This is a genomic window from Luteolibacter rhizosphaerae (assembly GCF_025950095.1).
GTDB lineage: Bacteria > Verrucomicrobiota > Verrucomicrobiia > Verrucomicrobiales > Akkermansiaceae > Haloferula > Haloferula rhizosphaerae.
In genome coordinates this window covers 174,523-197,567 of the sequence record NZ_JAPDDR010000010.1, presented here as the reverse complement: position 1 = coordinate 197,567, position 23,045 = coordinate 174,523, and the positions used below count along the sequence as shown (strand labels likewise).

The window sequence follows — 23,045 nt, the reverse complement described above, 5'->3', positions numbered from 1 at the left end:
GGAGAAGCGTTAGACCCGGGAAATCCCCTAGGATGGGGGACTTAGGGCGATGCCGGCGTCGCCCAGATCTGCCCCAGCAGCTTGAACATCCCGGGATCGTGCTTCTCCAGCTCCGCCCGGGTGAAGGGGAAGAAGTCGTTCCGGGAGAAGTAGGCCTCGGTGGTTTCGGCGAAGTATTCCTGCGGATTGGTCATCGCGTAGGCCGGGGCGTGGCTGCTGCGGCCCTCGGCATCGCGGCGCTCCACCTTGGCATAGCTGCCGGATTCCTTGGCCTTGGCGTAGGCGGCGGCGATGCGGGCCTCATCGAAGCCGAGCACCCGGTCATGGTAGGCATGGGCCAGCTCGTGCAGGGCGAAGTTCGGCATGCGGCGGGTCTCCGCCTCGAAGATGGTCACGTTGGTGAACTCCACGCCCTTCGCCATCGCCGGGTCGCGGCCGTTGTCCGCCAGCCATTTCGCGCCGGGGTGATACTCGGCCCGCGGCGGGATGCCCTCATACCCGGAGGTGAACCACAGCGGCACCTTGCGCAGTTCCGCCAGCGGTCCGGCAGGCACCACCTTCTCGATTTCCTTGAGCTGGCGCTCCAGCAGGCCCAGCGCCTTCTCGGTCTCCGCTCCTTTCGCGGCCATCAGATCCTCGCGCAGGTGGACCTGCCAGCCGCAGATCTCACGGGTCTGGCAGGGCGCGGCATGGGCGAGGGAAGCACAGAGCAGGGCGAGCAAGAGGAGCTTCATGAGTGCTAGTCTCACGCGGCTCCGCGCGGAATCTTTCACCGATGGCAAGGATCGATTACTCCCTTTATTGATAGTTCCCGGCATCTGCGCTTCGTGCTAGCAAGACCGAACCCATGCACCGTTCCGTCTTGCTCCTCGGCCTCCTGCCCTTGTCCGCACTCCATGCGGAAGCCGCCTTCGAACTCCGCGATGGCGATCGCGTGGCCTTCTTGGGCGATGCCTTCGCCGAGCGCGAGCAATACGAGGGCTGGATCGAAATGGCAGCAACCACCCGCTTCCCGGACCGTGCGGTGACTTTCCGGAATCTCGGCTGGAGCGCGGATACCCCGGCGGGCGATTCGCGCTGCGGGCTGAGCCTGCTGCAGGCCGGGCATGAGCCTGCGGGCGAGGGCTGGCGTCAGCTCCAGAACCAGCTCACCACCTACAAGCCCACGCTGCTGATCACTGGCTACGGGATGGCCTCCTCGCTAGCCGGTGGTCAGACGCCGGAGGAATTCCGCCGCGACTTCACCCGCCTACTGGATCACGCCGCCACCCTGCCGGGCCTGCGCGTGTGGGTCTCCGGTGCGCCGCCGCGCTTCCTGCGTGAGGGCGAGACCGATGCCACGCCGGAGGTCCGCCAGCACCGTGAATCCCTCGCCGCGATCAATGCGGTGATGAAGGAGATCGCCGATCAGCGCCGCTTGCCCTTCGTCTCGCTCGACGGGCTGGCCGCGAAGAAGGGGCTTTCCGACAATGGAATCCACCTCACCAGCGCCGGTTACCAAGCCGCTGCGCGCGAGATCGAGCAGCAGCTCGGCTGGCCCGCGGGCAAATGGGACAAGGGCGACAATGCCGCCGCGCTGCGCCGTGCGATCCTGCGCAAGAACGAGTGGTTCTTCCACCGCTCCCGCCCTGCGAACATGGCCTACATCTTCGGCTTCCGGAAGGCGGAGCAGGGCCGCAACGCAGGCGAGATCGATGCCTTCGACAAGCTGGTGGAAGAGGAAGAGAAGCGCATCGCCCAGATGCGCGGGCTGACCAAGTCGCTGCCGGATCCGCAGCGCCGCACGGAATCCGCGGTGGCCGCGAATACCAAGCAGCCGCATCCCAAGTTCACCGTGGCGGATGACTACGAGGTCACGCTGTGGGCGGAGAATCCGCTGATGCACAAGCCGACCCAGATGAACTTCGACGAGCACGGCCGCCTTTGGGTCGCCAGCTCGGAGACCTACCCGCAGGTGGAGGTCGGTCAGACGGCGGACGACAAGGTGCTGATCCTTGAGGACAAGAACGGCGACGGTAAGGCGGAGACCTCCACGGTCTTCGCGGAAGGCATGCTGATGCCCACCGCGATCCTGCCGGGTGATGGCGGCTGCTACGTGGGCCAGAGCACCGACCTGCTGCACTTCAAGGACACCAATGGCGATGGCAAGGCGGACACCCGCACGCGGGTGCTCAGCGGCTTCGGCACGGAAGACACCCACCACAATCTCCACACCCTGCGCCGCGGGCCGGATGGCAAGCTGTGGATGAACCAGAGCATTTACACCCGCACCGATACCGAAACGCCGAACGGACTGATGCGCCTGAAGAGCGGCGGCATCATGAAGTTCGACCCGCGCGCGGACAAGATCGAGACCGTCTTCTATGGCTGGTGCAATGCCTGGGGCCACCAGTTCGACAAGTATGGCCAGTCCTTCGTGACGGATGGCGCGGGCGGCGGCGGCATCAACTGGGCCGTGCCCGGCGCGATGTACTTCACCTATGCCGGAGCGGAGAAGACGCTGGATAGCATCAGCCCCGGCTCCTACCCGAAGTTCTGCGGGCTGGAGATCATCGAGTCCCCGAATTTCCCGGCGGAGTGGCAGGGGAACATGATCACCTGCGACTTCCGCGCGCAGCGCGTGGTCCGCTTCAGCGTGACGGAGAGCGGCTCTGGCTACGCCGCGCAAGAGGTGGGCGACCTGCTGCGCTCTACGGATGTGAACTTCCGCCCCATCGACGTGAAGATCGGCCCGGATGGCGCGCTCTACATCGCCGACTGGTCGAACCCGATCATCAACCACGGCGAGGTGGACTTCCGCGACCCGCGCCGCGACCGCGAGCACGGCCGCATCTGGCGCGTGCAGAAGAAGGGTGCGACCCTCACGCCCAAGCGTGATCTCGCCAAGCTTCCCGATGCCGAGCTGTTAGGCCTTCTCACCAGCGATCATCGCCACGAGCGCGAGCAGGCGATGGTGGTTCTTACAAGTCGTTCGAAAGATGCGGCATTCGTGAAGACCGCCGAAGCATGGGCCGCATCCGCAAAGGACAGCCGCGCCAAGCTCGCGGCGCTCTGGTTGACCCAAGGCATGGATCGTTCGGACTTCGATTTGTTAGGTCGGACGATGCAGGATGACGACCCCAAGGTCCGCGCTGCGGCAGTGCGCGTGGCAGGCTCTTGGCTTGATGAGATGGGCAAGGCCAAGGCAGGTGCCTTGCTGACGGCAGCAGCGCAAGATGCTCATCCCCGGGTGCGTCTTGAGGCGGTCCGTGTCCTCTCCAAGATTGAGGATGTCCGCGCAATGGATGCTGCCCTCAAGGCCTTGGATCAACCGACCGACCGCTTTCTCGACTATGCTCTCTGGCTGAACGTGCGCAGTGAAGGGAACGCATGGATCAACGCGTTGCTTGGCAGCAAGCTACCTCTCGAAGGTCGCGACAACGCTCTAGCCTTCGTGCTGGCGAATCTGCCCAAGGGCGCAGGTATCGAAGGAGTACGCAAGCTGATGCCGCAGACTCTCCCTCGCGATGGCTCCGGACCGTGGATCGGACTTGCGCTGAAAACCAAGGATCCGCACCTGACGACACCGGTCTATTCCCAGGCACTCCAAGGGGGATTCGAGCCTGCGGTGACAGCAAAGATCTTGAGCGCGATGGTGCGTGACTTCCCGGATGTCGGAGCGCTGCCGGCTGCCGCCGACGCCCTGCGCAAGCTTTTCAATCATTCCGACCCGGAATTGGCTTCAGCCGCATTGCGCTTGGCGGGCGCTGCGAAGAATCAGGCCCTGCAGGCCGATCTGGTCGCGGTGGCAAGCGGTAGTAGTGCTCCGGCAAGACTGCGTATCGCTGCATTGGAGGGCCTCTCATACGATAGCTCCGGGTCGGCCCGCGATGTCTTGTTGGGGGTGGTGAAGTCAGATGCTTCGGTGGATATCAAGGGCAGCGCTGCGCTTGCTTTGGCGCGTTCGCATCGCGGCGATGCCATCGCGGCGATCCGCGAGGTGATTCCGGGTCTTTCGGATAACGCCGTCGCCCGTGCCTTCTGGCAGCAGGCGCTTTCCATCAGCGGGCTATCCGGCGAGCTGGCTAAGTCCTTCGCATCCCAACCTCTCGCCGCGGAGGTGGCCGCGCTGAACCTGCCCGCCGTGCCGGACATCGATGAGCATGCACCGCTGGTGAAGGCCCTGCGCGAGCAAGCCGGTGCCGCCGCGATGAGCGGACCGTCTGCCGATAGCGTCCAGCGCATCGCGAAGCTGGCCGCGGAGAAGGGCGATGCCGCGCGCGGCGAGATGATCTATCGCCAACCCGCGCTGGCCTGTGCCGCGTGCCACGCCATCGGCGGGGCAGGGGGGAAGGTCGGCCCGGACATGACCTCGATCGGTGCGAGCGCACCCATCGACTATCTGGTGGAGTCCGTGCTGCTGCCCGGCGCGAAGGTGAAGGAGGGCTATCACTCCGTTATCTTCGAAACCAAGGACGGACGCACCATCATCGGTCGCCTGCTGCGCAGCGGCGGCGGCAGCCTGGTGGTGAGCGATGCCGCGGGCACCGAGACGACCCTGAGCGAAGACGCGATTCTCAAGAAGACCGACACAGGCAGCCTGATGCCTGCGGGCCTGATCAACTCGCTCGGCGAGCAGGAGCAGGCGGACCTCTTCAAGTTCATCTCCCAGCTCGGCAAGCCGGGGCCCTACGATGCGACCAAGAGCCGTGCCCCGCGCGTGTGGGCGGTGATGCCCGTGAATGGCGAGCCTTCGCAAGCCGTCATGGCGGGTGACGCGGCACAGCCATGGGTGAGCATCACCGGCACTGTGAATGGCACGCTGCTCGCCTCCGATGTGAGCGCCATGACCGGCGCGGCGAATGAAGTGCTGGCCGCCACGAAGCTGGAACTCTCCGCGCCTGCGGAAGTCAGCTTCAGCTTCCCTGCCGATGCGAAGCCGACCGGCTTCTGGGTCGATGGCAAGCCGGTGGAGGGAGGCAAGGTTTCCCTGGCTGCTGGCGCCCATCGGATCGTCCTGCGCGCCCCGCTAGCTGCTGGCAAGGTCCGCTTCGAAGCCTCTGCCGGGACCTTCCTGCCGACTTGGTGAGAAGCATTGATTCTGCGTCCATCCATCCACGAGCCCTAGGGGAAATGGATGGATGGACGGAAACATCAGCGTCAATCGCGCTGTCTGCCTTGCTCAGTAATGCACCCTTTGGAGCCGCAGGCTCTTTGGGAGTGCGGCGATGCTCGCCGCACTCCACAGCGGCTGCGCCGCGAATGGGGTCACCGGAAGGTCGCGCGGCATCTCCTCGGTTGCTGTCCATCCGTTCATCTCCCCCTAGGGGTAATCGGATGGATGGACAGATCCCGTCCGCGTGGACACGGAACCCCGGGCAAAAGTGGATGGACGGACAAGGAGGGTCGCGGCCAAGGATGACGGCGAGACAAGGCAGTTTCACGTGACAGGAATGTCGTTACTATAAATACTATATTAATAGTATTTTATTCACCTCTCCTCCATTCCGCGCGACATCTTACCCTACCTCGGGCCGCCTCGCCCGCCCGATCTCGTCCATCCGTCCATTTCCCCTAGGGCTTGTGGACGGATGGACGGCAGTCACGACCGTTGACCGCAGAAGGAGGCAACCGAGAGGAGTCGCGTCGTAGTGGGTAGGGTGGGAAGAGGATAGTATATAATATTTATTATATACTATTGTATCCTCATTCCTTCACGCGACCCCTCCTCATGCCGCGCGACATTCCCCATCCTGCATCGTGCCGTCCGTCCATCCATCCATTTCCCCTAAGGAAAATGGATGGATGGACGGAAACGATGGCGTGCCGGAATGATGGGAGACATCTGTCCGTCCGTCCGCGCAGCCTAGGGGAAACGGACGGACGGACGGCGCAAATGGCATGTCGAGCAGGCGAGACCCGACCCTCACGGCGGTGGCGTGTGTCCTGCCCCGCTCGGAGCGGCGGGCGTGCCGAAGACATCCAGCTCCCGCCAAACGAAGCCGTGGCCCACCGAACCGGGTACGCGGCCAGCCGTGACCTTGATCGCCTCGATCCCGCGGGCGAGCCGCCCGTCCTTGCCGGTGACCGTGACCTTGGTGGCACCGCCGCCGCTCAGGGGCTGGGCATTCAGCGGCTCGTAGCTTACGGTGGTGAGCGGCATCCAATCGCCGCCCACCGGCTTCACCTCCATGGTCCATGCCTGGTTGCCGAAGCCGACATTCTCCCAATCCGCGATCGAGCGCACCATGGTGAGATCGAAGCCGCCACCCTGCGGGCCCGCGCCCAGTTGATACTCGGCGGTGGCTCCCACCGCGGTCCATGTGCCCTGCACCTTGTCGCCGGGGTTCTTCTCGAAGCCGCCGCCGTGGATGCCATCGGTGAGCTCGATCGGATCGGCATCGTTCTGCAAGCGCCAGCCGCTGGTGACCGGTGCGATGCCTAACAGCAGGTCGTCGTCGCTCACCTCGTTGGCATAGGCATACTGCGTGGTGCTGTATTCCTTGCCCACGATCAGGTTCGATTCCGGCTCTACGCCGGGCAGGCTGGTCAGGAAGCGCGCGCGCCGCACCGGGATGTCGCGCCACTCGCCGCTATCCGCCGCGGCCTGTGCCCGGCCCGCCGGCACGCGGGTGCGATACTTGTGCCCGTGGCGGTTCGTCACCTCGATGCTGCCGCCGAAGACGTGCACCTCCGAGAGGAAGGAGGGATCCGAGATCACGCCGAACTCCGCCGCACCCTCGTCCAGGATCAGGTCCGGCGTGCTGACCTTGAAGCCCGCGGCCTTCTCCGGCACTTGGAACCATGCGGTGCCCTTCTCGATCTGCAGCAGGTCCTTGCGTGCCAGAGTGAAACTGGCCGGGCCACGCACGATGCCGCGCACGCCGGAGGCGAATTGCAGCTCCATGGTGCCGTCCCCGATCTCCAAGCGCGAGCCGGGCTCCAGGTAGGGGCTCTTCGGGTTCGCTTGCGCGGTCTCGAACTCATGGCTCACGCTGATGTCCGTGCCGGGGCTCGCCACGTAGCGTAGCGGCGGGCGCTTCGCGTGACTCCATGCCACGGCCCCCGCGATGGCGGCCAGCATGAGCACCGCCGCCGTGGCGAGGAGCTGCCTGCGCGGAAAGCGGGCGACTGCGGGAGGCGGCGCGGGCTGTTCGGTGCGAGCGGGCAGGGGCATCAACTCCTCGCCCTTGGCGCGGAAGCTCAGGGCATGGTGCAGCAGCAGATACTCGCGGTAGCAGGCGCGGGCGTCCGCATCGCGGCGCAGCACTTCCTGCAGCGCATCCAGCTTCTGCTCCTCCAGCGTCCCGTCGAAGAATGCCTGGAGCTCTGTTTCCAGTTCCTTGCGGTTCATAGGTGCAGATTGGCGAGGGCGAGCTCCGAGGAGATGCACTTGCGCAGCGCGGCGCGGATGCGGAAGAGGCTCACGCGCAGGGATTCCACCGGGCGTCCGGACTGTTCCGCGAATTCATCGAGGCCTGCACCGGTGGCGTAGCGGTGCTCGATCAGCCCGCGTTCCGGCTCGTTCAGGCGGCCCATGCATTTCTCCAGCGCGCGCAGCTTTTCATCCAGCTCCTCCGGTGCCGCCTCGCACTCGCTGGCCAGCATTTCGAGCAGGTCGTCCTCGAAGGAGCGCATGCCCAGTCGCGCGACCTTCCGCCGGTGGGCCATCGCCTTGAAGCGGGCGATGGTGCAGGCCCATGCGCGGAAGTCGGTGCCGTGCTGGTAAGTCTCCCGCTTCTGCCACAGTACCATGTTCGTCTCCTGCAGCACGTCGTCCACCCCATCCAGCCCCGGCATCAGCGAGATGATGAACGCGTGCAGGCTCGCCTGATAGCGGGCGATCAGGCAGACGAACTCGGCTTGCAAGGTATCCTCGGGGGGCATCGCGATTCTAAGCTATTTCAGGATTTCCCGCAGCGGGAGGACGTTAACAAGATTTTGCGGGAATTTTTCATGCGCCGGAAATTGCTGCGAAAAACCTGCTAACGCCGCAGCAGGGCCGGGAATCCTCACATGTTCGGGATTCACACCCCGGCCTCTCCCATGAAACCCAGCAACACTCCCACGAACCGCGCCCTCATCGCGCTCTCATCACTGCTCCTCGGCGCCGCCCCGGCCTCCGCCGCCGTGACCTTCTTCAACGGTTACAGCGGTAGCGTCTCCGAGATCAACAGCACCACCGAGCTGGCCTACACCGGTAATGTGAGCAGCACCGATCTGATCAATGGCATGACCCCGGCCATCAGCGGCTGGAACACGACCAACGGTGCGCACCCGAATGAACTGACCGATGGCATCCATGGCCAGACCTTCGCCGCGGTGGGCAATACCGTGGATGGCGGCTGGACCACCGTGGGTGCCACCGCCACCTACACGCTGGGCAGCGGGGCGAACGGGCTGGGCTATGACATCAGCTCGATCCAAACGATCGCCGCGTGGATCAATGTCGGCTTCGGCAACCAGGCATGGACCATCGCCGTGCGCACGCTGGGCGGTAGCTTCACCGATCTGGCCACGATCGACTACCAGCCGCTGGGAAGCGGCGGTGGCGCGACCCAGGTGAACCTGAGCAGCCTGAATGTCACCGGCATCGATGCCATCCGCTTCACCGCGAACTCGGTGAACGGTGGCGATAATGTCGGGGCCTTCGTGGGCCGGGAGATCGATGTGACCGGCACCTCCACCGTGCCGGAGCCCGCCGCCACGCTGCTGGGTGCGCTGGGCGCGGTGATGCTCCTGCGCCGCCGCCGCGCCGCCATCGCGGGTTGATCTCAGGTCTTGTTAGAAACCCATCCATGAACCGATTTGTCCTGAAGTCCGCCCTCGCCGTGTGGCTGGGCGGCAGCTCCTGTCTGCTGGCCGCGCCTGTCATCGCGACGAAAGCCAGCGGCCCGAATACTCCGTCCACCATCAGCGACGAACTCGCCTTCGCCGCGGATGTCAGCACGTCCGATCTGCTGCACGGCATCACCGGCACCGGCGGTGTCTGGAATGCCAATGGCTCCAGCCCGGACGGACTGAACGACGGCAATCCCGGCGGCGATGCCGATGCGAGTGGGGTGGGCGCGCTCGCGGGCGCGGCATGGTCGCGCGATGGGAGCAACGTGTCCTTCCGCGAGTTCGTGCTCGGTGCCGGGCCGGGCGGTCACGGCTATGATCTCAGCGGCATCCAATCGATCGCGGCATGGCAGGGTGCTGGCTTCGCGAACCAGCGCTACGAGATCCGGGTGCGTTTCCTCGGGGACTCCGCCTTCCAGACCGCTCCGCTGGCCACGGTGAATTACCAGCCCTTCTCGGCCACGCTGAATGAGGGCGGCTCCACGCGCGTGCGCATCACCGATAGCAACGGCATCCTCGCATCCGGTGTGGATGCCATCCGTCTCGATGTGCTGGATACGGTGGGCAATGCGGCGGGCGGCACGGTCTTCCGCGAGCTCGATGTCTTCGGCACGGCCACGCCTGGCAGCACGGATACCGTGGCCCCGCAGGTGGCCGCGCTGGCACCGGAGGACAATGCCACGCTGGTGCCCGCGGGTATCGACCTGCGGGCAAGCTTCCATGAAGCCATCACGCTCGGCACCGGCAGCATCACGCTGAAGGATCTTAGCGCCAGCTCGCAGACGGTGATCACGCTCCCGGACCCGCGGGTGAGTGTCTCGGGCCGCACGCTCGCGATCCGTGCGGGAGTGCTGCTCACGCATTCCGCGCAGTATGCCCTGCGCTTGGATGCCGGGGTGGTGCTGGACGCCAGCGGCAATCCTTTCGCGGGCATCGCCGATGATACGACATGGAACTTCTCGACCGCGCCCCCGGACTCGAAGGAGGTCTCGCCGCTCGATCTGAACTACGCCGCAGAGGCCAGCGCTACCGATCTGCTGCATGAGATCACGCCTCTCACCACCGGTTGGAACACGGGCAACGGCGCGAGCCCGGCAGAGCTTTCGGACGGCGTCTATGGCCGGGACTTCGCCGCCGCAGGCAATAACGTGGACGGTGCATGGACGACCGTGGGTGCCACCGCGGAGTATCAGCTCGGAGCGGGGGTGAATGGCACAGGCTTCGACATCTTCTCGATCCAGTCGCTCGCGTCCTGGGTGAATGCCGCCTTCGGCAATCAAGCCTGGACCGTGGAGGTGAAGCCGATCGGGGGGAACTACACGACCCTGGCCACGGTGAACTACCAGCCGATCAGCGCGGGTGCGAACGGCGCGACCAAGGTGGTGCTCGCCGGTCCCGGGCCGCTGCTGGCCACCGGGATCGAAGCGATCCGCTTCACGGCGAACCAGGTGAACAACGGCGCGAATGCCGGCGCCTTCGTCTGGCGGGAGCTCGACGTCTTCGGCGAACCCTCCGCAGCTCCGGTGGACAATGGCACGCCGCCCTCCCTCACCACGCTCAGCCCGCTGGACAATGCCACGGCGGTATCTCCCGATGCCTCGCTGGTGGCGAGCTTCGATGAGACCATTACTCCCGGCTTCGGCGGGATCCGACTGCGCAATCTGGATACCTCGGCGGAAACGGTGATCTCCGTGAGCGATTCGCAGATCGCGGTGGTGGGGAATCAACTGCGGATCACGCCCTCCCCGAAGCTCTCCCCGAGCACACGCTATGCGGTCCGCATCGATGCCGGGGCCGTGCAGGATCACTTCCTGAACGCCTTCGCCGGGATCGCGGATGACAGCACCTGGAACTTCACCACCGGGGCCAAGCGGCTCCGCATCATGGCGATGGGTGACTCGATCACCGCGGGCTACACCGATAACCCGGTGTGGAACGAGCCGTACTGGTACGGCTACCGTAGTGGTTTGTACAATCGCCTGAATGCCGCGGGCTACGACTTCCTCTTCGTCGGTCAATCCGGCGAGCTGCTCAACCACACCGCGGGCACCCCTCCGGCGGATCTCGCGGCACTCGGCCAGAACGCGCACAATGGCTACGGCGGCCAGACCGCCAGCTTCCTGAATGCGAACATCCTGAGCTGGCTCGCCACGAGCGATCCGGACGTGATCTTGCTCAAGATCGGCACGAACTCGCAGGATCGCAACGGCCTCGAAACGCTGGTCCAAACCATCACCAGCACGAAGCCGGACCTCCACCTCATCGTCGCGGAGATCATGCCGAAGTACAACTACGAGCAGGGCATCGTGGACTACAATGCATGGATCCGGAACACCCTGGTGCCCGGCTTCCAGGCGCAGGGCAAGAAGGTGACCCGCGTGGACCAGTATGCGAACTTCCTGACCAATCCCGCGAACCTTGCCTCGATCGATCAATCGCTGTTTTCGAACGGCATCAACCACCCGGACAACGATGGCTACGACAAGATGGCGGCCACTTGGTTCAACGGCATCGAAGCGCTCGGCTTGAACGAGCAGGGCTTCAGCCAGTGGATCGCGAATCCCGCCTTCGGTATCGATCCCTCCGAGCATGGCTTTCAGGATGATCCGGATGGCGACGGTCTGGCCAATGGAGTCGAGGCATGGCTCGGTAGCAACCCCGGTGTCTTCAACCCCGGTCTCGGCGGTCTGACGGGTGGCGGCACGAGTTTCAGCTTCAGCCATTCGCTGAACCCGGATCCTCCTGCGGATCTTGAAGCTGCCTACGAGTGGTCCTCCGATCTCTCCGCTTGGTATGCTGCGGATGGTGTGGACGGCCCGGCCAGCGGTCTGAAGGTCACCTGCACCGCCATCCCGGCCGGAGGCGGCGCTTCGGTAGCCACGAGCACCAGCCAACCGGTTGGGCGTCTCTTCCTTCGTCTCGCGGTCTCGCCGCTCTGAGTGCCATGTCAGCCCGCCTAGGTCGCGAGGCCTAGGCGGTCGGCGGGTCTCCGGTCTTCGCTCCTGAAAGCAGCCTCGGGATTAGGATCAGCGCCATCAGTACAGCGATGATCCCGATCCCGAATTCCTGAGCCAGTACCCGCCGGAGTCGCTCGCCTGCCAGCCGGCAGCGGAAGGGCTCTGCCGGGTCATAAGCGATGGTCACGGACGGGTTCCTGTCGCGGAAGGGGCCGGGATCGAGTCTCGCGACATGCCGTTCAGAACCGATACTATATTCGACGTAAGGTAGTCCTCCGATTGTGAGGGTCTGTTGTGTGGTGGTCCCATCCCGACCGGTCACCACATGCGTGACGCTCTGCCCCGCTTGCAGGTCGGAGTAGACGGCTTCGATTTCGATCCAGTCGCGGGATTTCGATAGTCCGATCAAACGGCTCGCTCCGGAGTAGAACAGCAGGAGGCCGAACAAGCCCAACAACCCCATGAGCAGGGCGAGCGCCCGTCGCAAGGGACGGCTTCGATCGGAAGGAGACAGTGGCGACACCTTTCACTCTGTTGATCCGCTCGCCGGAAGGAAACCTGAAATGACACCTCACCCGATTAACCGGCCAGAGCCGCCTTTACCGAGTCCGCCAGCGGTGTGGTCGCGTGGCCGATGAGTCGGCTCAGTTCATTCCCGTCGTCGAAGAGTCCGCCCTGCGAGGCTCCCCGGTCGCTATCGGCAATGAGGTCCGCCAGCGGGGCGGGCAGGCCGATCTGTTTCAGGATTGCCGCGTATTCGGCTTCTGGGAGATTGCGATAGGGGAGCTCCTTCCCGCTCTGACGGCTTACTTCCGCGGCGAACTCGGCGAGGGTGTAGGAATCATCTCCCGCGAGTTCGAAGACCCGTGCTGCTTCGATCGGGCGGGTGAGCACCGCGGCGGCCGCCTCCGCATAGTCTTGGCGTGCCGCGGAGGAGATCCGGCCCTCGCCCGCGCTGCCGAGCAGGGCGCCATTGGCCAGTGCTCCGGGCAGGGAGGCGGTATAGTTCTCCGTGTACCAGCCGTTCCGCAGGATGGAGTGGGGGAGTCCGGAGGCGGCGATGAGCTTCTCCGTTTCGTAATGCTCCTGTGCCAGTCCCAGCGGCGAGCGGTCGGCGTGAAGGACGCTGGTGTAAACGAGCTGCCCGGCCCCGGCGCGCTTGGCGGCTGCGATGGCATTGCCGTGCTGGGTCACGCGGTTCCCGAGATCATTGGAGGAGACGAGCAGCACCCGCTCCGCGCCGGCGAAGGCGAGTTCGAGGGAGGCGGGATCGTCGTAGGTGGCGGTGCGGATTTGCACGCCCCGAGCCGCGAGGTCGGCGGCCTTGGAGGCATCACGGACGACGGCGACGAGCTCCGTGGCGGGGACCTGCTTGAGGAGTTGCAGGACGACGAGGCGGCCGAGTTGGCCGCTGGCTCCGGTGATGGCAATCATGATCAGTTGAGGTGATACTTGGTTCCGAAAGCATCCTTGGTATTGAGTTGATGCTTGGTTACGATTTGATACCGTGAGGCCGTAAACCTCGCAAGAGGGGTTGTTTTTGTCACCCGGTTACGCCGCGGTAACCACTGCCATCCGAGCCCATGAAGATCGACCTGCCACCCGTCTGCGCCAGCTCCCAAGCCGAGAAATGTCCGGTGCGCGATGTGCTGGACTGTATCGGCGACCGCTGGAGCGTCTTGGTCCTGACCAATCTTTCGGTGGGGACACTCCGGTTTACGGAGATCAAACGGGCGATCGGCGATATCTCGCAGCGGATGCTATCGCAGACCCTGCGCACTTTGGAGCGGGATGGTTACCTATCCCGCAAGGTCTATCCCACCGTCCCGCCTAAGGTGGAATACACCCTCACCTCACTCGGGACATCCCTCCTCGAGAAAATGGAGCCACTGGTCCAGTGGGCTTTCGAGAACCATCAGGAAGTAAAAAAAGCCCGGGCCGCTTATGTCCCGCCCCCCGCCGCCGGTGCGCTATGATGCGGGAATTCACCCCCGGATAAGTTCTTCCGGAACCTCCAGCACATCCTCTCCGGGGCTGACAAAATAGCGGTCCCCTTCCTCCACATCCATGATCTGACCGCCGGTAAAACTGCCGAAGGCGGGGAGGATAAGGCTATTCTTGCGAAGGAGAAAACAGGGAAGGCGCAGCGAGGTGCGTTTGCCGTCCGCTATCTTCACCACCGGATGCCAGTGCGCGGTGACCGAGATAGCGTCCTTCGGGGCATCCTTGGGATCGTGAACGATGTGTACGCCGCCGTAGGTAACGGAGTCGACCGGATCGAGTCCGTGGGGGATCCGCGGCAGTTTCCGGTCGTGATTGCCGAGGATGAGTTGGACGGGGATCCGGACTTCATCGAGCCACATTTCAATCAAACGCTCGATCTCGGGAGTGAGGCCTGCCGGGGAGTGGAAGAGGTCGCCATTCACCACCAGCCGTTGTGCCTGGTTCCATTTGCAGATCTCAGTCAAACGTTTCAGATCGACCTCGCTGTCACCCTCCGGAATGGCGAGTCCTTTCGCTTGAAATGCACTGGCTTTGCCCAAGTGGAGATCCGCTACGATGAGCGTGCCGTCCTCAAGCAGCGTGCCCATTCCCGGCAGGAGCTGGAGTGTTTGATCTTGGATTTGGATGTTCATTTGGAAGCGGCTTGGTTGAGGTTCTGAAGCATTTGTTCGAGGCGTTCTGCGGCATCTCCAGCAGACAAAGTGGCGGAGAGGCGATCGGCCCAAAGCGGGAATGCCATAGGTGTTAGATTTTTAGTTTCAATCAGATGTATTGGTCGCTTTTTTAGATCAGAGAGAACTTCGTACAATCTGCTGTATTCAAGCTGACGCTCTAAAATTTCACGCTGAGACTGGAGAAGGAGAAGGTTGCCAGGATCGTAGCGCTCCAATACCTCAAACAAAAGCCGAGAACTCGATTGAACTTCACGTTGGGAACGCTGCGGACGGCCGGGCAGGGTCTGAAGAATGAGACCGGCCACCCGGGCGACTTCCCGGAACTGCCGGCGGGCGAGCTCGGCGGTGTTCACGCAAGCGACGAGGTCTTCAAGTAAATTATCCAACGTTAGATTCAAACGAATTGAATCTTCGCTCAGGAAGAGTCCGCGTCGGGAGGTCAAAGAGAAGCCGTAGTCGTTGTAGGTGACGGTGACGGTCTCTTTCAAACGCAGCCGGTAAGCCATCAGAGCGCCGATCCCCTCGTGCACCAAGCGGCCTGCCATGGGGTAAACAAACAAGTGTTCACCTTCCCGGGAGCGGGCGTGCTCGACCAGAAGCGTCCGGTCATCGGGTAGTTCCGACCAGCGCTTCTGGATCGCCAGGATGGGAGCGACGGCCTTCATTTCGGGTGCCGGTTTGCCTTCCCCGCGCAGCCGTGCTGCAGTCGCGTGGGCAAGCTCGGTGGACAGCGGCATCTTGCTTCCGCCCCATACGGCGATCTGTCCCTTGGCGCTTTTCGTTGCTAGCTTAACGGTGGCGACTTTGTTGTGGAGGCGGACGAGTTCTAGCTTCCGTCCCGCGAAGACAAGCAGGCTGCCGGGTTTCAAACGACTGATGAATCCTTCTTCCACGGTGCCGAGGTTCTGGCCGTTGGCGAAGCGGACACTGATGTGGGTATCCGAGGATATGGTGCCGATGGATAGACGGTGCTGCTGGATCAGACGCTTGTCATCGACCACATATTTCCCGCCCTCGAAGCGCGCCTTGCGATATCGGGGATACGCGGACAGAGCCTTGCCGCCGCAGGATATGAAGCCGAGACACCAGTCCCACTCCGTATCGCTCAGGTCGTGATACGCGGCGGCCGATTGTATCTCGCGGCGCATTTCCTCCGGCTCGAACGGTTCTCCAATCGCGCAGGTCACCAGATGCTGAACGAGAACATCGAGCGGCTTACGCAGCGGCTTGCGGGATTCAAGATGTCTTACCAGGGCCGCATCGCGCACGGCGGCGAATTCCACCAGCTCCATCGCGAATGTCGGCACTCCTAGGATACGAGATGTCTTACCCGGCTGGTGGCCCGATCTTCCGGCCCGCTGGAGCATGCGTGCGATCCCCTTTGGCGAACCGACTTGGATCACCTGATCGACCGGCGAGAAGTCCACGCCGAGGTCGAGCGAGGAGGTGCAGACTACGCAGCGCAGCGAACCATCCCGCAGCCCCTGCTCCACCTTCGCCCGCTCCTCCGGATCCAGCGAGCCGTGGTGCATGGCGATCCGGTCCTGCCATTCCGGCCGCAGGGAGAGCAGCTCCTGGCACCAGATTTCCACCTGCGAGCGGGTGTTTGTGAAGACCAGGGTGGTCCGGGCCTTATCCAGTTCCTTCAGCACCTGCGGTGCGAGTTGGGTGCCGATGTGGCCGGACCACGGAAAGCGGTCGATCTCCTTCGGGATGATCGTCTCCACCTTGATCTCCTTCTTCAGGTCCGCGGAGACGGTGATCGCGCCCGGGTTCTTGTCCCCGAGCAGCACCGCCCGGGCCTCATCGAGATTCCCCAGCGTGGCGGAGAGGCCCCAGATCCGGAGCTCCGGGAACCAGGCCCGCAAGCGGGCGAGACAGAGTTCCGCCTGCACCCCGCGTTTCGAGCCCATCAGCTCGTGCCACTCGTCCACGATCACCGCCTTCAGCCCGGAAAGTTTCTCCCGGGTGTCGGCGTGGGTCAGCATCAGCGACAGGCTCTCCGGCGTGGTGACGAGGCCAAAGGGCAGGGTCTTGCGCAGCCGTGCCCGGATGGCCGCCGAGGTGTCTCCGGTACGCGCCTCCACCTGCAACTCCGGGGCGAGGATCTCCAGTGGCTCCCGTAAGGCACGCAGGGTGTCCTGTGCCAAGGCCCGCAGCGGAGTCAGCCACAGGACCGTGCAGCTCTGCGGCCGCTTCTTCGACTTGAGAGTCTCCTCCACCGGACCGAGCCAGACCGCGAGGGTCTTGCCCTGCCCGGTCGGGGCGTGCAGCAGGCCGGACTTGCCCGCCTCATAGGCCGACCAGACTTCCTTCTGAAAGGGAAAAGCCTTCCAGCCCTTGTGCTTGAAGAAGGGCTGGAGCGGGGAGGCGGGCATCGGTCTCTAACTGGAGCGCCGGACCCGGTGCCCTGCAACCGGGAATCAGGCCTTCAGCGCTGGTAGCCGATCTTCCCGGGGAGCTCGTCCTCGATCCTCGAATAGTCCGTCTCGGGATTCAGCTGTTTTACCATCTCCGGCGTGATCGGCTTCAAGTCGAAGACATGCTGCACGATCTCCAAGGGGATCTTCTGCTCGAAGTAGTCCTCCGCGTGCCGCATGTAGCCTTCCGGGCCTTGGGTCAGATCCCACAGCAGGCCGTCCTCGTAGGTATCGACACCCGCGAGCGGCGTCAGGTCGTTCGCCCGCTGCCATGGGGAGTCCCCGCCGGTGTGGAAGTAGCAGATGGTGGTGTTCTCCCAATCGAAAGCCGCCTCTTCGGTAAAGCTCTTGAGCTCCGGCGGGCAGGCAGCCCGGATGGCTGCCGAAAGGCTGCCGCGTTCTCCGGCGGCAAGCGATTCGTGGACGAATCCTCGGAGTGCGGTCCAGCCCTTGTCGCTGAAGACGATGTGCCACGAATCGCCGCTGCCGTCGCGCATGCTGGCCATCTGCGCGTCGGGAGCCCATTTCGAGTCGAAGGAGTAAAAGCGGTCCTCCCATTCCGGAGATAGGATCAGGTCCAGTGCCGCGATGGCCCGGCAGGTTTTGAGAAGTTCCGGCGGAGGCGGGAGGGCCACCGAAGGTTTCGGGGTGGGCGAGAGCCCGGCGGGAGTTGCCGAGGGGACCGCCTTGTCCCTCGATCCCCCGAAGAAGAAGCCGAGCGTCATCGCTGCCACGGCGAGGGCGAGCAGGAGCAGGATGTTCGGGAGCTTCATGGCCGCTCAAGCCATGTCGCAAGCCACGCCGGGGGTCAAGAATCCGGCTCGGTGTTCGGTGCCCGTGCGGGCGTCAAGATCACCGGGATCGGTTCCATCGCCTTGCCGCCGGCCAGCACGCGGTGCGGGAAGGGCATCTCGATGCCCTCGCGGTCGAAGGCTTCCTTGATCCGCAGCGGCAGCTCGTTCTTCACCTTCATCACGTCCGTCTTTACCGTCCATGCGCCGATCATGAAGTTCAGCGAGGACTCGCCGAAGCCGTTGAAGACGATCACCGCTTCTGGTTCGTCGAGCACGGCGTGATGTTCTTCCGCGACCTCGCGCAGCACCTTCATCACGCGGTCGATCGCCTCGTTGTAGGACACGCCGATGGTCAGGTCCACGCGGCGGATCGGGTAGCGGGTCACGGTGACCACGTTGGTCTTCACCAAGGTCTCGTTCGGGATCCGCACCGAGCGATTGTCGAAGGTGCGCAGCGTGAGCGCCATCAGGCCGATCTCCTCGACGGTGCCGGTGAAGGTGCCGACCTCGATGATATCGCCCTTCTCGAAGGGGCGCTCGCCGACGATGAAGAGTCCGGAGATCAGGTTCGAGAGCGAGGTCTGCGAGGCGAAGCCGATCGCCACGCCCGCGATGCCCGCCGCACCCAGCACGGCCGCCAGATTGAAGCCGAATTCCTGCAGCACCGCGATCAGCACCGTGAGGTAGCCGGCATAGCGGACGATGCGGGCAAGGAGATCGCCACCCTGCTGGCCGAGGCGCGGATGCAGGATGCCCGCGACGATGCGCGAGATTAGCAGGACGAGCGGAATCCCGGTGACGAGGATTACCGCCACCCGTGCCGCCTTCTGCAGGGCCGGGCTGCTCCAGAACAAGGCTGTGAGTTCGTCGAGCATGAGGTCAATCGCGGTGAGGTCCGCCGAGGAAGGTGGAGAAGGCCTCCTTGAGCATGCTGCGGCGCACGCGTCCGAGGCGAGGCGGGGTGAGCTCCACCGCGCTGGAGGCATCGCCGAAGGGCTTCTGTCCGAAGACCACGCCGCTGAGCGAGTCATCCTTGTCGCCGGTGCGGACCCGGGCGTGGTTCGACCACAGCCGCCCGAGGTGTTCGAAGACGCCCAGGTGGCCGGTCTCGAAGAAGAGCCGCTCGAAGGGCAGGGTATGGGTGCCGCTGTTCGCGATCTCGATGGTGGAGATGATCGATAGTTCCTGCCAGTCCTCCGGGATGAACTGCCGCCGGGCGCGGGTCTTCACCGAGTAGCAGAGGGTCCCGGAGATGGGGCTGCCGTGCCAAGTGTTCGACGGTGGATCGCTCGGCCATGCGTTCAGCCGCTCGTATTCGCCCTCGCTGTGGGCGCTGAGCTCGATGAAGGCGGGGATGCCGACGAAGAAATTCGCCTTCGCGCGGGGGGAAAGGTGCAGGGGGGCACGGGGCCGGATGATCACGGGTCGATCCGGGAAGGTCGGGCGGAAGCGCAGCTTCACGTCCTTCTCGCCGCGGTCCCAGCGCTGCCAGGGCAGCTCGTCCGGCGGCATGTTCAGGTTGTCCATCACCTTGCGCTGCTCGCCGTAGAGGGCGGCCACCCGCCATTCCTCCAGGATGCTGAGGACGATGAGGGTCAGGTTCCCGAAATCGGCACGCAGCCATTCCCCGTCCTGCAGGGTGCGTTCGTGCCATCGTCCGGTAGCGGCCATGCCGCAAGAACACCGCGGGGGCGGGGGAGCGCGCAATAGAGAATGACGAATTCAGAATTTCCGAATGACGAATGAAGTGTGTTCCGGAACATCTTTTCTCGTCATTCGGGAATTCGACATTCGTCATTTCCCCTTACATGTCGCGCGGATCTTGCGTGCCGGTTGACCGGGCGGGCGCGGCGCACTAGAAATCGAGCCATGGATCTGACCACCACCGCCTACGGGACCTGGAGCGCCGGGCGCTTCATGCACTTCGGAGAGACGCTTTCCGAGGACCGTTTCCTTTCCTGCATCGGCACCGCCTGGGATGCCGGGATCCGCACCTTCGTGACCGCGGATGTCTATGGCAACGGCAAGGCGGACGAGCTGCTCGGCCAAGCGCTGGCGGACAAACCGCGCGAGGAATACAGCCTGGTGGGCATGATCGGCCACGACTTCTACGAAGGCCAGCGCCAAGGCGCGAAGGGCTACCCGCGCTTCACCGATCCTGAACTGCACAAGCCCGCCGGCTACCGCGACTACATCCGCCGCGCCTGCGAGAAGTCGCTGGAGCGTTGCCGCACCGACCGCTTCGACCTGCTGATGCTGCACAACCCGGACGAAACCGGCTACACCAGCGATGCCGTGTGGGACGGCCTGCGTGCCCTGAAGTCCGAAGGTCTCGCCGAGCAACTCGGCCTGGCACCCGGACCCGCAAACGGCTTCTCGCTCGATATCATCGACTGCCTCGAGCGCCACGGCGACGATATCGATTGGGCCATGCTCATCTTGAATCCACTCGAGCCCTGGCCCTCCTGCCACGTGCTACCGGTCTGCGAGGAAAAGGGCGTGAAGGTCCTGACCCGCGTGGCGGATTACGGCGGTCTTTTCCACGGCGACATGAAGAAGGGCCATGTCTTTAAGCCGGGCGATCACCGTTCCTACCGCGCCGAGGGCTGGGTGGACCACGGGCTCGACAAGATCGAGCGCATGAAGCCGATCGCCGAGAAGCACGGCCTGAGCCTGATCCAGTTCGCCTCGGTCTGGAATCTCAGCCAGCCCGCCGTGCAGAGCGTGGTGCCTACCTTCATTCAGGAAGCGGGGGAAGATGCCCGCTCGATCGAAGATCAGATCCGCGACTTCGCCGCCACTCCGGACATCCGCCTCAGCGCGGAGGAATCGGAAGCCGTCCGCCAGATCGGCGACAACACCGGCTGCATGACTCTGAAGGGAGCCAGCAAGCGCCATCAAGTCAGCGAGCGCCCGGACGAATGGCCGATGCGCGAGGATCTGCTGGCTCTCGCCGGACGGCGCGGGCTGGGAGATAACTGGTAATCCGATGAAGGTTGTGGTTCTCACCGGTGCCGGGATTTCCGCGGAATCGGGGATCCGGACCTTTCGTGATTCCAACGGACTCTGGGAGGGTCATTCCGTCGATCAGGTCGCGACCCGTATTGGCTTCGGGCGCGACCCCGGCTTGGTGAATCGGTTTTACAACCAACGGCGGCAGCAGCTTGGCGTGGTCCAGCCGAATGCCGCCCACAGGGCTCTCGGCGAATTGGAGAATGCGTTGGCGGACGACTTCCTGCTGATCACTCAAAACGTGGACGATCTACATGAGAGGGCGGGAAGCGTCCGCCTGATCCACATGCATGGTGAACTACTCAATAAGCGCTGCATCTGGTGTAGTTTCGTGAGTCCCTGCGCGGGAGACATCAGTCCCGAGGATGTTTGTGGCAAATGTAGCCGGGAGATGGGCATGCGCCCGGACGTGGTCTGGTTCGGAGAGACACCCTATGGCCTGGATCGGATTCAGGCCGCAGTGACCGAATGCGACCTCTTCGTGGCAATCGGGACCTCGGGCTTGGTCGAACCTGCTTCCCGACTGGCTACGAAGGCAAAGGTCTATGGAGCCAGATTGGTGGAGATCAACGCGGCGGATACCGCCAGATCCGCAGAGTTTGATGAATGTCTCCGCGGTCCCGCATCTCAAGTCGTGCCACAGTGGGTCGACGGTGTGCTGGGTGGCTTGAGATCAAGCTGATGCCGATTTCGCCAAGCTTCTCAGTTGCTTGGCGAACTCCTCAAGCTCCGCCCAAGTGGGGTGGCCGGTTTCGACCTCCCCATAGTGCTTATCGGCAAAGGTGAGGAGGGCTCGTTCTTCCCCGGCGACCGGGTGGTCGCCCTCGATCCACAGGATCTCCTCCGGATTCGCGGTGACCTGTTGGGAGAGGTAGAGGCGCCAGTCCTTGTGGGTGCGGTGCTTGTTGAAGCGTAGCCGGGTAGCGAGGTCCGGCTTGCGCGGCGTGCCTTCATTCGCACCGAGCAGGATGGCTTGAATCGCCGTGGCGAGTTCCCCGGCGAATTCAGGCGCGACCCGGAAATGGAACCGGCCCGTGAGCCCATGAGGTTGCTCCGTGTGGAGGAAGACGATTTCCCCGTGAGGCCCGGGGTGATCGAGGCGGGTGAAGGGCATGATCCTTTAGCCGGATGGCAGCAGTCCATCCCTGCCTCAAGCCGTGCAGGACCGCTGCCGATGCTCGCAGCCGGTTAGAGATTCGCGATGTCCCGGATCACGTGCTGGGACCAAGTCTCGAGGTAAGGCATGAGCGGGCCCTGGAGTTCGGCGAGTTCGATGAACTCCAAGTTCGCAAGGGCGTCCTCGCGGGCGGCGATGCGGGTGTTCTCCACCTCGATCACGTGCACGATGCCGAGGTGAACGCGGCCAACTTCGTTGCTGTCGTCGTTCAGCAGGGCTGCGATTCGGTTGGTGTGCGCTACCTCGAAGACGAGTTCCTCCTGAAGCTCGCGCTCGACCGCGGCGTGATAGGCGTCCGGGCCGGTGCGGCCGTTGCCGGTGTCCACGGGATTGATGTGACCGCCGACTCCCACCGACCGCTTGGCGTGCAGGCGGTCCTCGCCGCCGGACTGGCCGCGGGTGTAGGTGAGGATCGAGGTGCCGCAGCGAATCAGGCAGTAGGGGATGAGCTGCTTGTGGGTCGGATCGCCCTCGGCTTCGGCGCGGTCCATGAAGAAGTGGTTCTCCGGATCGAGAAGCTTGGCCATGGCCTCTTCCACCTCATGGGTGCGGATGCCTTGGAATGAGCCGATGGCGTCGAAGAGAGGGCGGGGGACGACTAGGACTTGCTCACCGGCGTATTTGGACATGGCCAGAGAAGACCAGAGAGCGCCCGCCGGAGGCCAGATTAAATCCCGCCGCCGCCAGCTTGCCAGCGGTGCAGGGCATGGCTTATCACCGTGGCTTCGAGTGGTTGTTCTTCCGGTCCCGCGCCGAGGTGCAGGACTAGGTAGTTCCGGAAAGCCACGTCCTCGAAATCGGTCAGGTGGATGAAATGGAAGGCCACCTCGTCCGGAGACTCCTTCTCATGCCAGGTGGTCATCACCAAAGGAGCTGCATCCGCGCCGCCCGGTTCATCGGCATTTGCCAGAACGAAGGCCATGTCGACGGCATCATGCCAGTCCTCGCAATCCTGCCCGCCGCAGACCACGTAGCGACAGCCTGCCTCCACAAGTGATCGTGAAATCGCAAGCTCTTCCTTCGGCGGGCAGTCAATCCCGTGGTCCCAGATCAGGCAGGCAAAAGGCGGTCAACCGGCTGCTTCGAGAAGAAGGGGGATGCTTGGCCGGGCCGCCACGCGAGCGCATGGCAGCTTTTGTCCGTGCCCGCGACAAGGAGCCGAGGTGATGGCCGGGTCGCTTCCACCG

At 63.9% G+C, this 23,045-nt stretch carries 19 protein-coding genes; 6 read left to right on the top strand and 13 right to left on the bottom strand.

Annotated elements, in window-relative coordinates:
- Positions 1–41: 41 nt before the first annotated feature.
- Positions 42–734, bottom strand: a complete 693-nt coding sequence (locus OJ996_RS19260) for an anthrax toxin lethal factor-related metalloendopeptidase (protein ID WP_264515289.1) — start codon at positions 732–734, stop codon at positions 42–44.
- 113 nt (positions 735–847) lie between these two features.
- Between OJ996_RS19260 and OJ996_RS19255 the strand changes: the two genes are divergently transcribed.
- The gene (locus OJ996_RS19255; protein ID WP_264515288.1) at positions 848–5,068 is read left to right on the top strand and encodes a PVC-type heme-binding CxxCH protein; all 4,221 of its coding nucleotides are present in this window, start codon (positions 848–850) and stop codon (positions 5,066–5,068) included.
- An 837-nt stretch (positions 5,069–5,905) separates the two neighbouring features.
- Here the strand turns inward: OJ996_RS19255 and OJ996_RS19250 are convergent.
- Both OJ996_RS19250 and OJ996_RS19245 read right to left on the bottom strand, forming a co-directional pair.
- A complete protein-coding gene (locus OJ996_RS19250) occupies positions 5,906–7,333 on the bottom strand; it encodes an anti-sigma factor family protein (RefSeq protein WP_264515287.1) in 1,428 nt (475 codons plus the stop codon).
- A complete protein-coding gene (locus OJ996_RS19245) occupies positions 7,330–7,866 on the bottom strand; it encodes a sigma-70 family RNA polymerase sigma factor (protein ID WP_264515286.1) in 537 nt (178 codons plus the stop codon). The genes OJ996_RS19250 and OJ996_RS19245 overlap by 4 nt, the downstream gene beginning before the upstream one ends.
- 159 nt (positions 7,867–8,025) lie before the next feature.
- On the opposite strand from OJ996_RS19245, the gene OJ996_RS19240 reads away from it, so the two are divergent.
- Entirely contained in the window at positions 8,026–8,751 is a 726-nt protein-coding gene (locus OJ996_RS19240; RefSeq protein WP_264515285.1) for a hypothetical protein, read from the top strand.
- A gap of 26 nt (positions 8,752–8,777) precedes the next feature.
- A complete protein-coding gene (locus OJ996_RS19235) occupies positions 8,778–11,759 on the top strand; it encodes an Ig-like domain-containing protein (protein ID WP_264515284.1) in 2,982 nt (993 codons plus the stop codon).
- 31 nt (positions 11,760–11,790) lie between these two features.
- Here OJ996_RS19235 and OJ996_RS19230 read toward each other — a convergent pair whose 3' ends face one another.
- The gene (locus OJ996_RS19230; protein WP_264515283.1) at positions 11,791–12,264 is read right to left on the bottom strand and encodes a hypothetical protein; all 474 of its coding nucleotides are present in this window, start codon (positions 12,262–12,264) and stop codon (positions 11,791–11,793) included.
- A gap of 92 nt (positions 12,265–12,356) precedes the next feature.
- Positions 12,357–13,211 carry an SDR family oxidoreductase gene (locus OJ996_RS19225; RefSeq protein ID WP_264515282.1) on the bottom strand — a complete coding sequence of 285 codons (855 nt, stop codon included), beginning with the start codon at positions 13,209–13,211 and terminating at the stop codon, positions 12,357–12,359.
- Between the two features lie 149 nt (positions 13,212–13,360).
- Between OJ996_RS19225 and OJ996_RS19220 the strand changes: the two genes are divergently transcribed.
- The gene (locus OJ996_RS19220; RefSeq protein ID WP_264515281.1) at positions 13,361–13,753 is read left to right on the top strand and encodes a winged helix-turn-helix transcriptional regulator; all 393 of its coding nucleotides are present in this window, start codon (positions 13,361–13,363) and stop codon (positions 13,751–13,753) included.
- A 9-nt stretch (positions 13,754–13,762) separates the two neighbouring features.
- Here OJ996_RS19220 and pdeM read toward each other — a convergent pair whose 3' ends face one another.
- From pdeM to OJ996_RS19195, 5 genes are read right to left on the bottom strand one after another with little or no spacing between them, the layout of a single operon-like run.
- Positions 13,763–14,413 (bottom strand): ligase-associated DNA damage response endonuclease PdeM, encoded by a 651-nt coding sequence (gene pdeM / locus OJ996_RS19215; RefSeq protein WP_264515280.1) that lies wholly within the window; start codon positions 14,411–14,413, stop codon positions 13,763–13,765.
- Positions 14,410–16,833, bottom strand: coding sequence for a ligase-associated DNA damage response DEXH box helicase (locus tag OJ996_RS19210; protein ID WP_264515279.1), 2,424 nt, complete (start codon positions 16,831–16,833; stop codon positions 14,410–14,412). Before OJ996_RS19210 ends, pdeM begins: the two co-directional genes overlap by 4 nt.
- A 53-nt stretch (positions 16,834–16,886) precedes the next feature.
- Complete coding sequence (locus OJ996_RS19205) at positions 16,887–17,648, bottom strand: hypothetical protein (protein WP_264515278.1); 762 nt, start codon at positions 17,646–17,648, stop codon at positions 16,887–16,889.
- A 35-nt stretch (positions 17,649–17,683) separates the two neighbouring features.
- The gene (locus OJ996_RS19200; protein WP_264515277.1) at positions 17,684–18,544 is read right to left on the bottom strand and encodes a mechanosensitive ion channel family protein; all 861 of its coding nucleotides are present in this window, start codon (positions 18,542–18,544) and stop codon (positions 17,684–17,686) included.
- A gap of 4 nt (positions 18,545–18,548) precedes the next feature.
- On the bottom strand, positions 18,549–19,340 hold the full coding sequence (locus OJ996_RS19195; RefSeq protein WP_264515276.1) for a DUF432 domain-containing protein: 792 nt from the start codon (positions 19,338–19,340) through the stop codon (positions 18,549–18,551).
- Positions 19,341–19,538: 198 nt separating this feature from the next.
- Between OJ996_RS19195 and OJ996_RS19190 the strand changes: the two genes are divergently transcribed.
- Together OJ996_RS19190 and OJ996_RS19185 are read left to right on the top strand one after the other, a co-directional pair.
- A complete protein-coding gene (locus OJ996_RS19190; RefSeq protein ID WP_264515275.1) occupies positions 19,539–20,654 on the top strand; it encodes an aldo/keto reductase in 1,116 nt (371 codons plus the stop codon).
- A 4-nt stretch (positions 20,655–20,658) separates the two neighbouring features.
- The gene (locus OJ996_RS19185) at positions 20,659–21,363 is read left to right on the top strand and encodes an NAD-dependent deacylase (protein ID WP_264515274.1); all 705 of its coding nucleotides are present in this window, start codon (positions 20,659–20,661) and stop codon (positions 21,361–21,363) included.
- Here the strand turns inward: OJ996_RS19185 and OJ996_RS19180 are convergent.
- The 3 genes from OJ996_RS19180 to OJ996_RS19170 all read right to left on the bottom strand — a co-directional run bounded on the left by OJ996_RS19180 (position 21,355) and on the right by OJ996_RS19170 (position 22,909).
- Positions 21,355–21,795 carry a hypothetical protein gene (locus OJ996_RS19180; protein ID WP_264515273.1) on the bottom strand — a complete coding sequence of 147 codons (441 nt, stop codon included), beginning with the start codon at positions 21,793–21,795 and terminating at the stop codon, positions 21,355–21,357. The genes OJ996_RS19185 and OJ996_RS19180 overlap by 9 nt on opposite strands.
- A 74-nt stretch (positions 21,796–21,869) precedes the next feature.
- Positions 21,870–22,487, bottom strand: a complete 618-nt coding sequence (locus OJ996_RS19175) for a hypothetical protein (protein ID WP_264515272.1) — start codon at positions 22,485–22,487, stop codon at positions 21,870–21,872.
- Between the two features lie 38 nt (positions 22,488–22,525).
- A complete protein-coding gene (locus OJ996_RS19170; RefSeq protein WP_498049451.1) occupies positions 22,526–22,909 on the bottom strand; it encodes a DUF7684 family protein in 384 nt (127 codons plus the stop codon).
- Positions 22,910–23,045 lie beyond the last annotated feature (136 nt).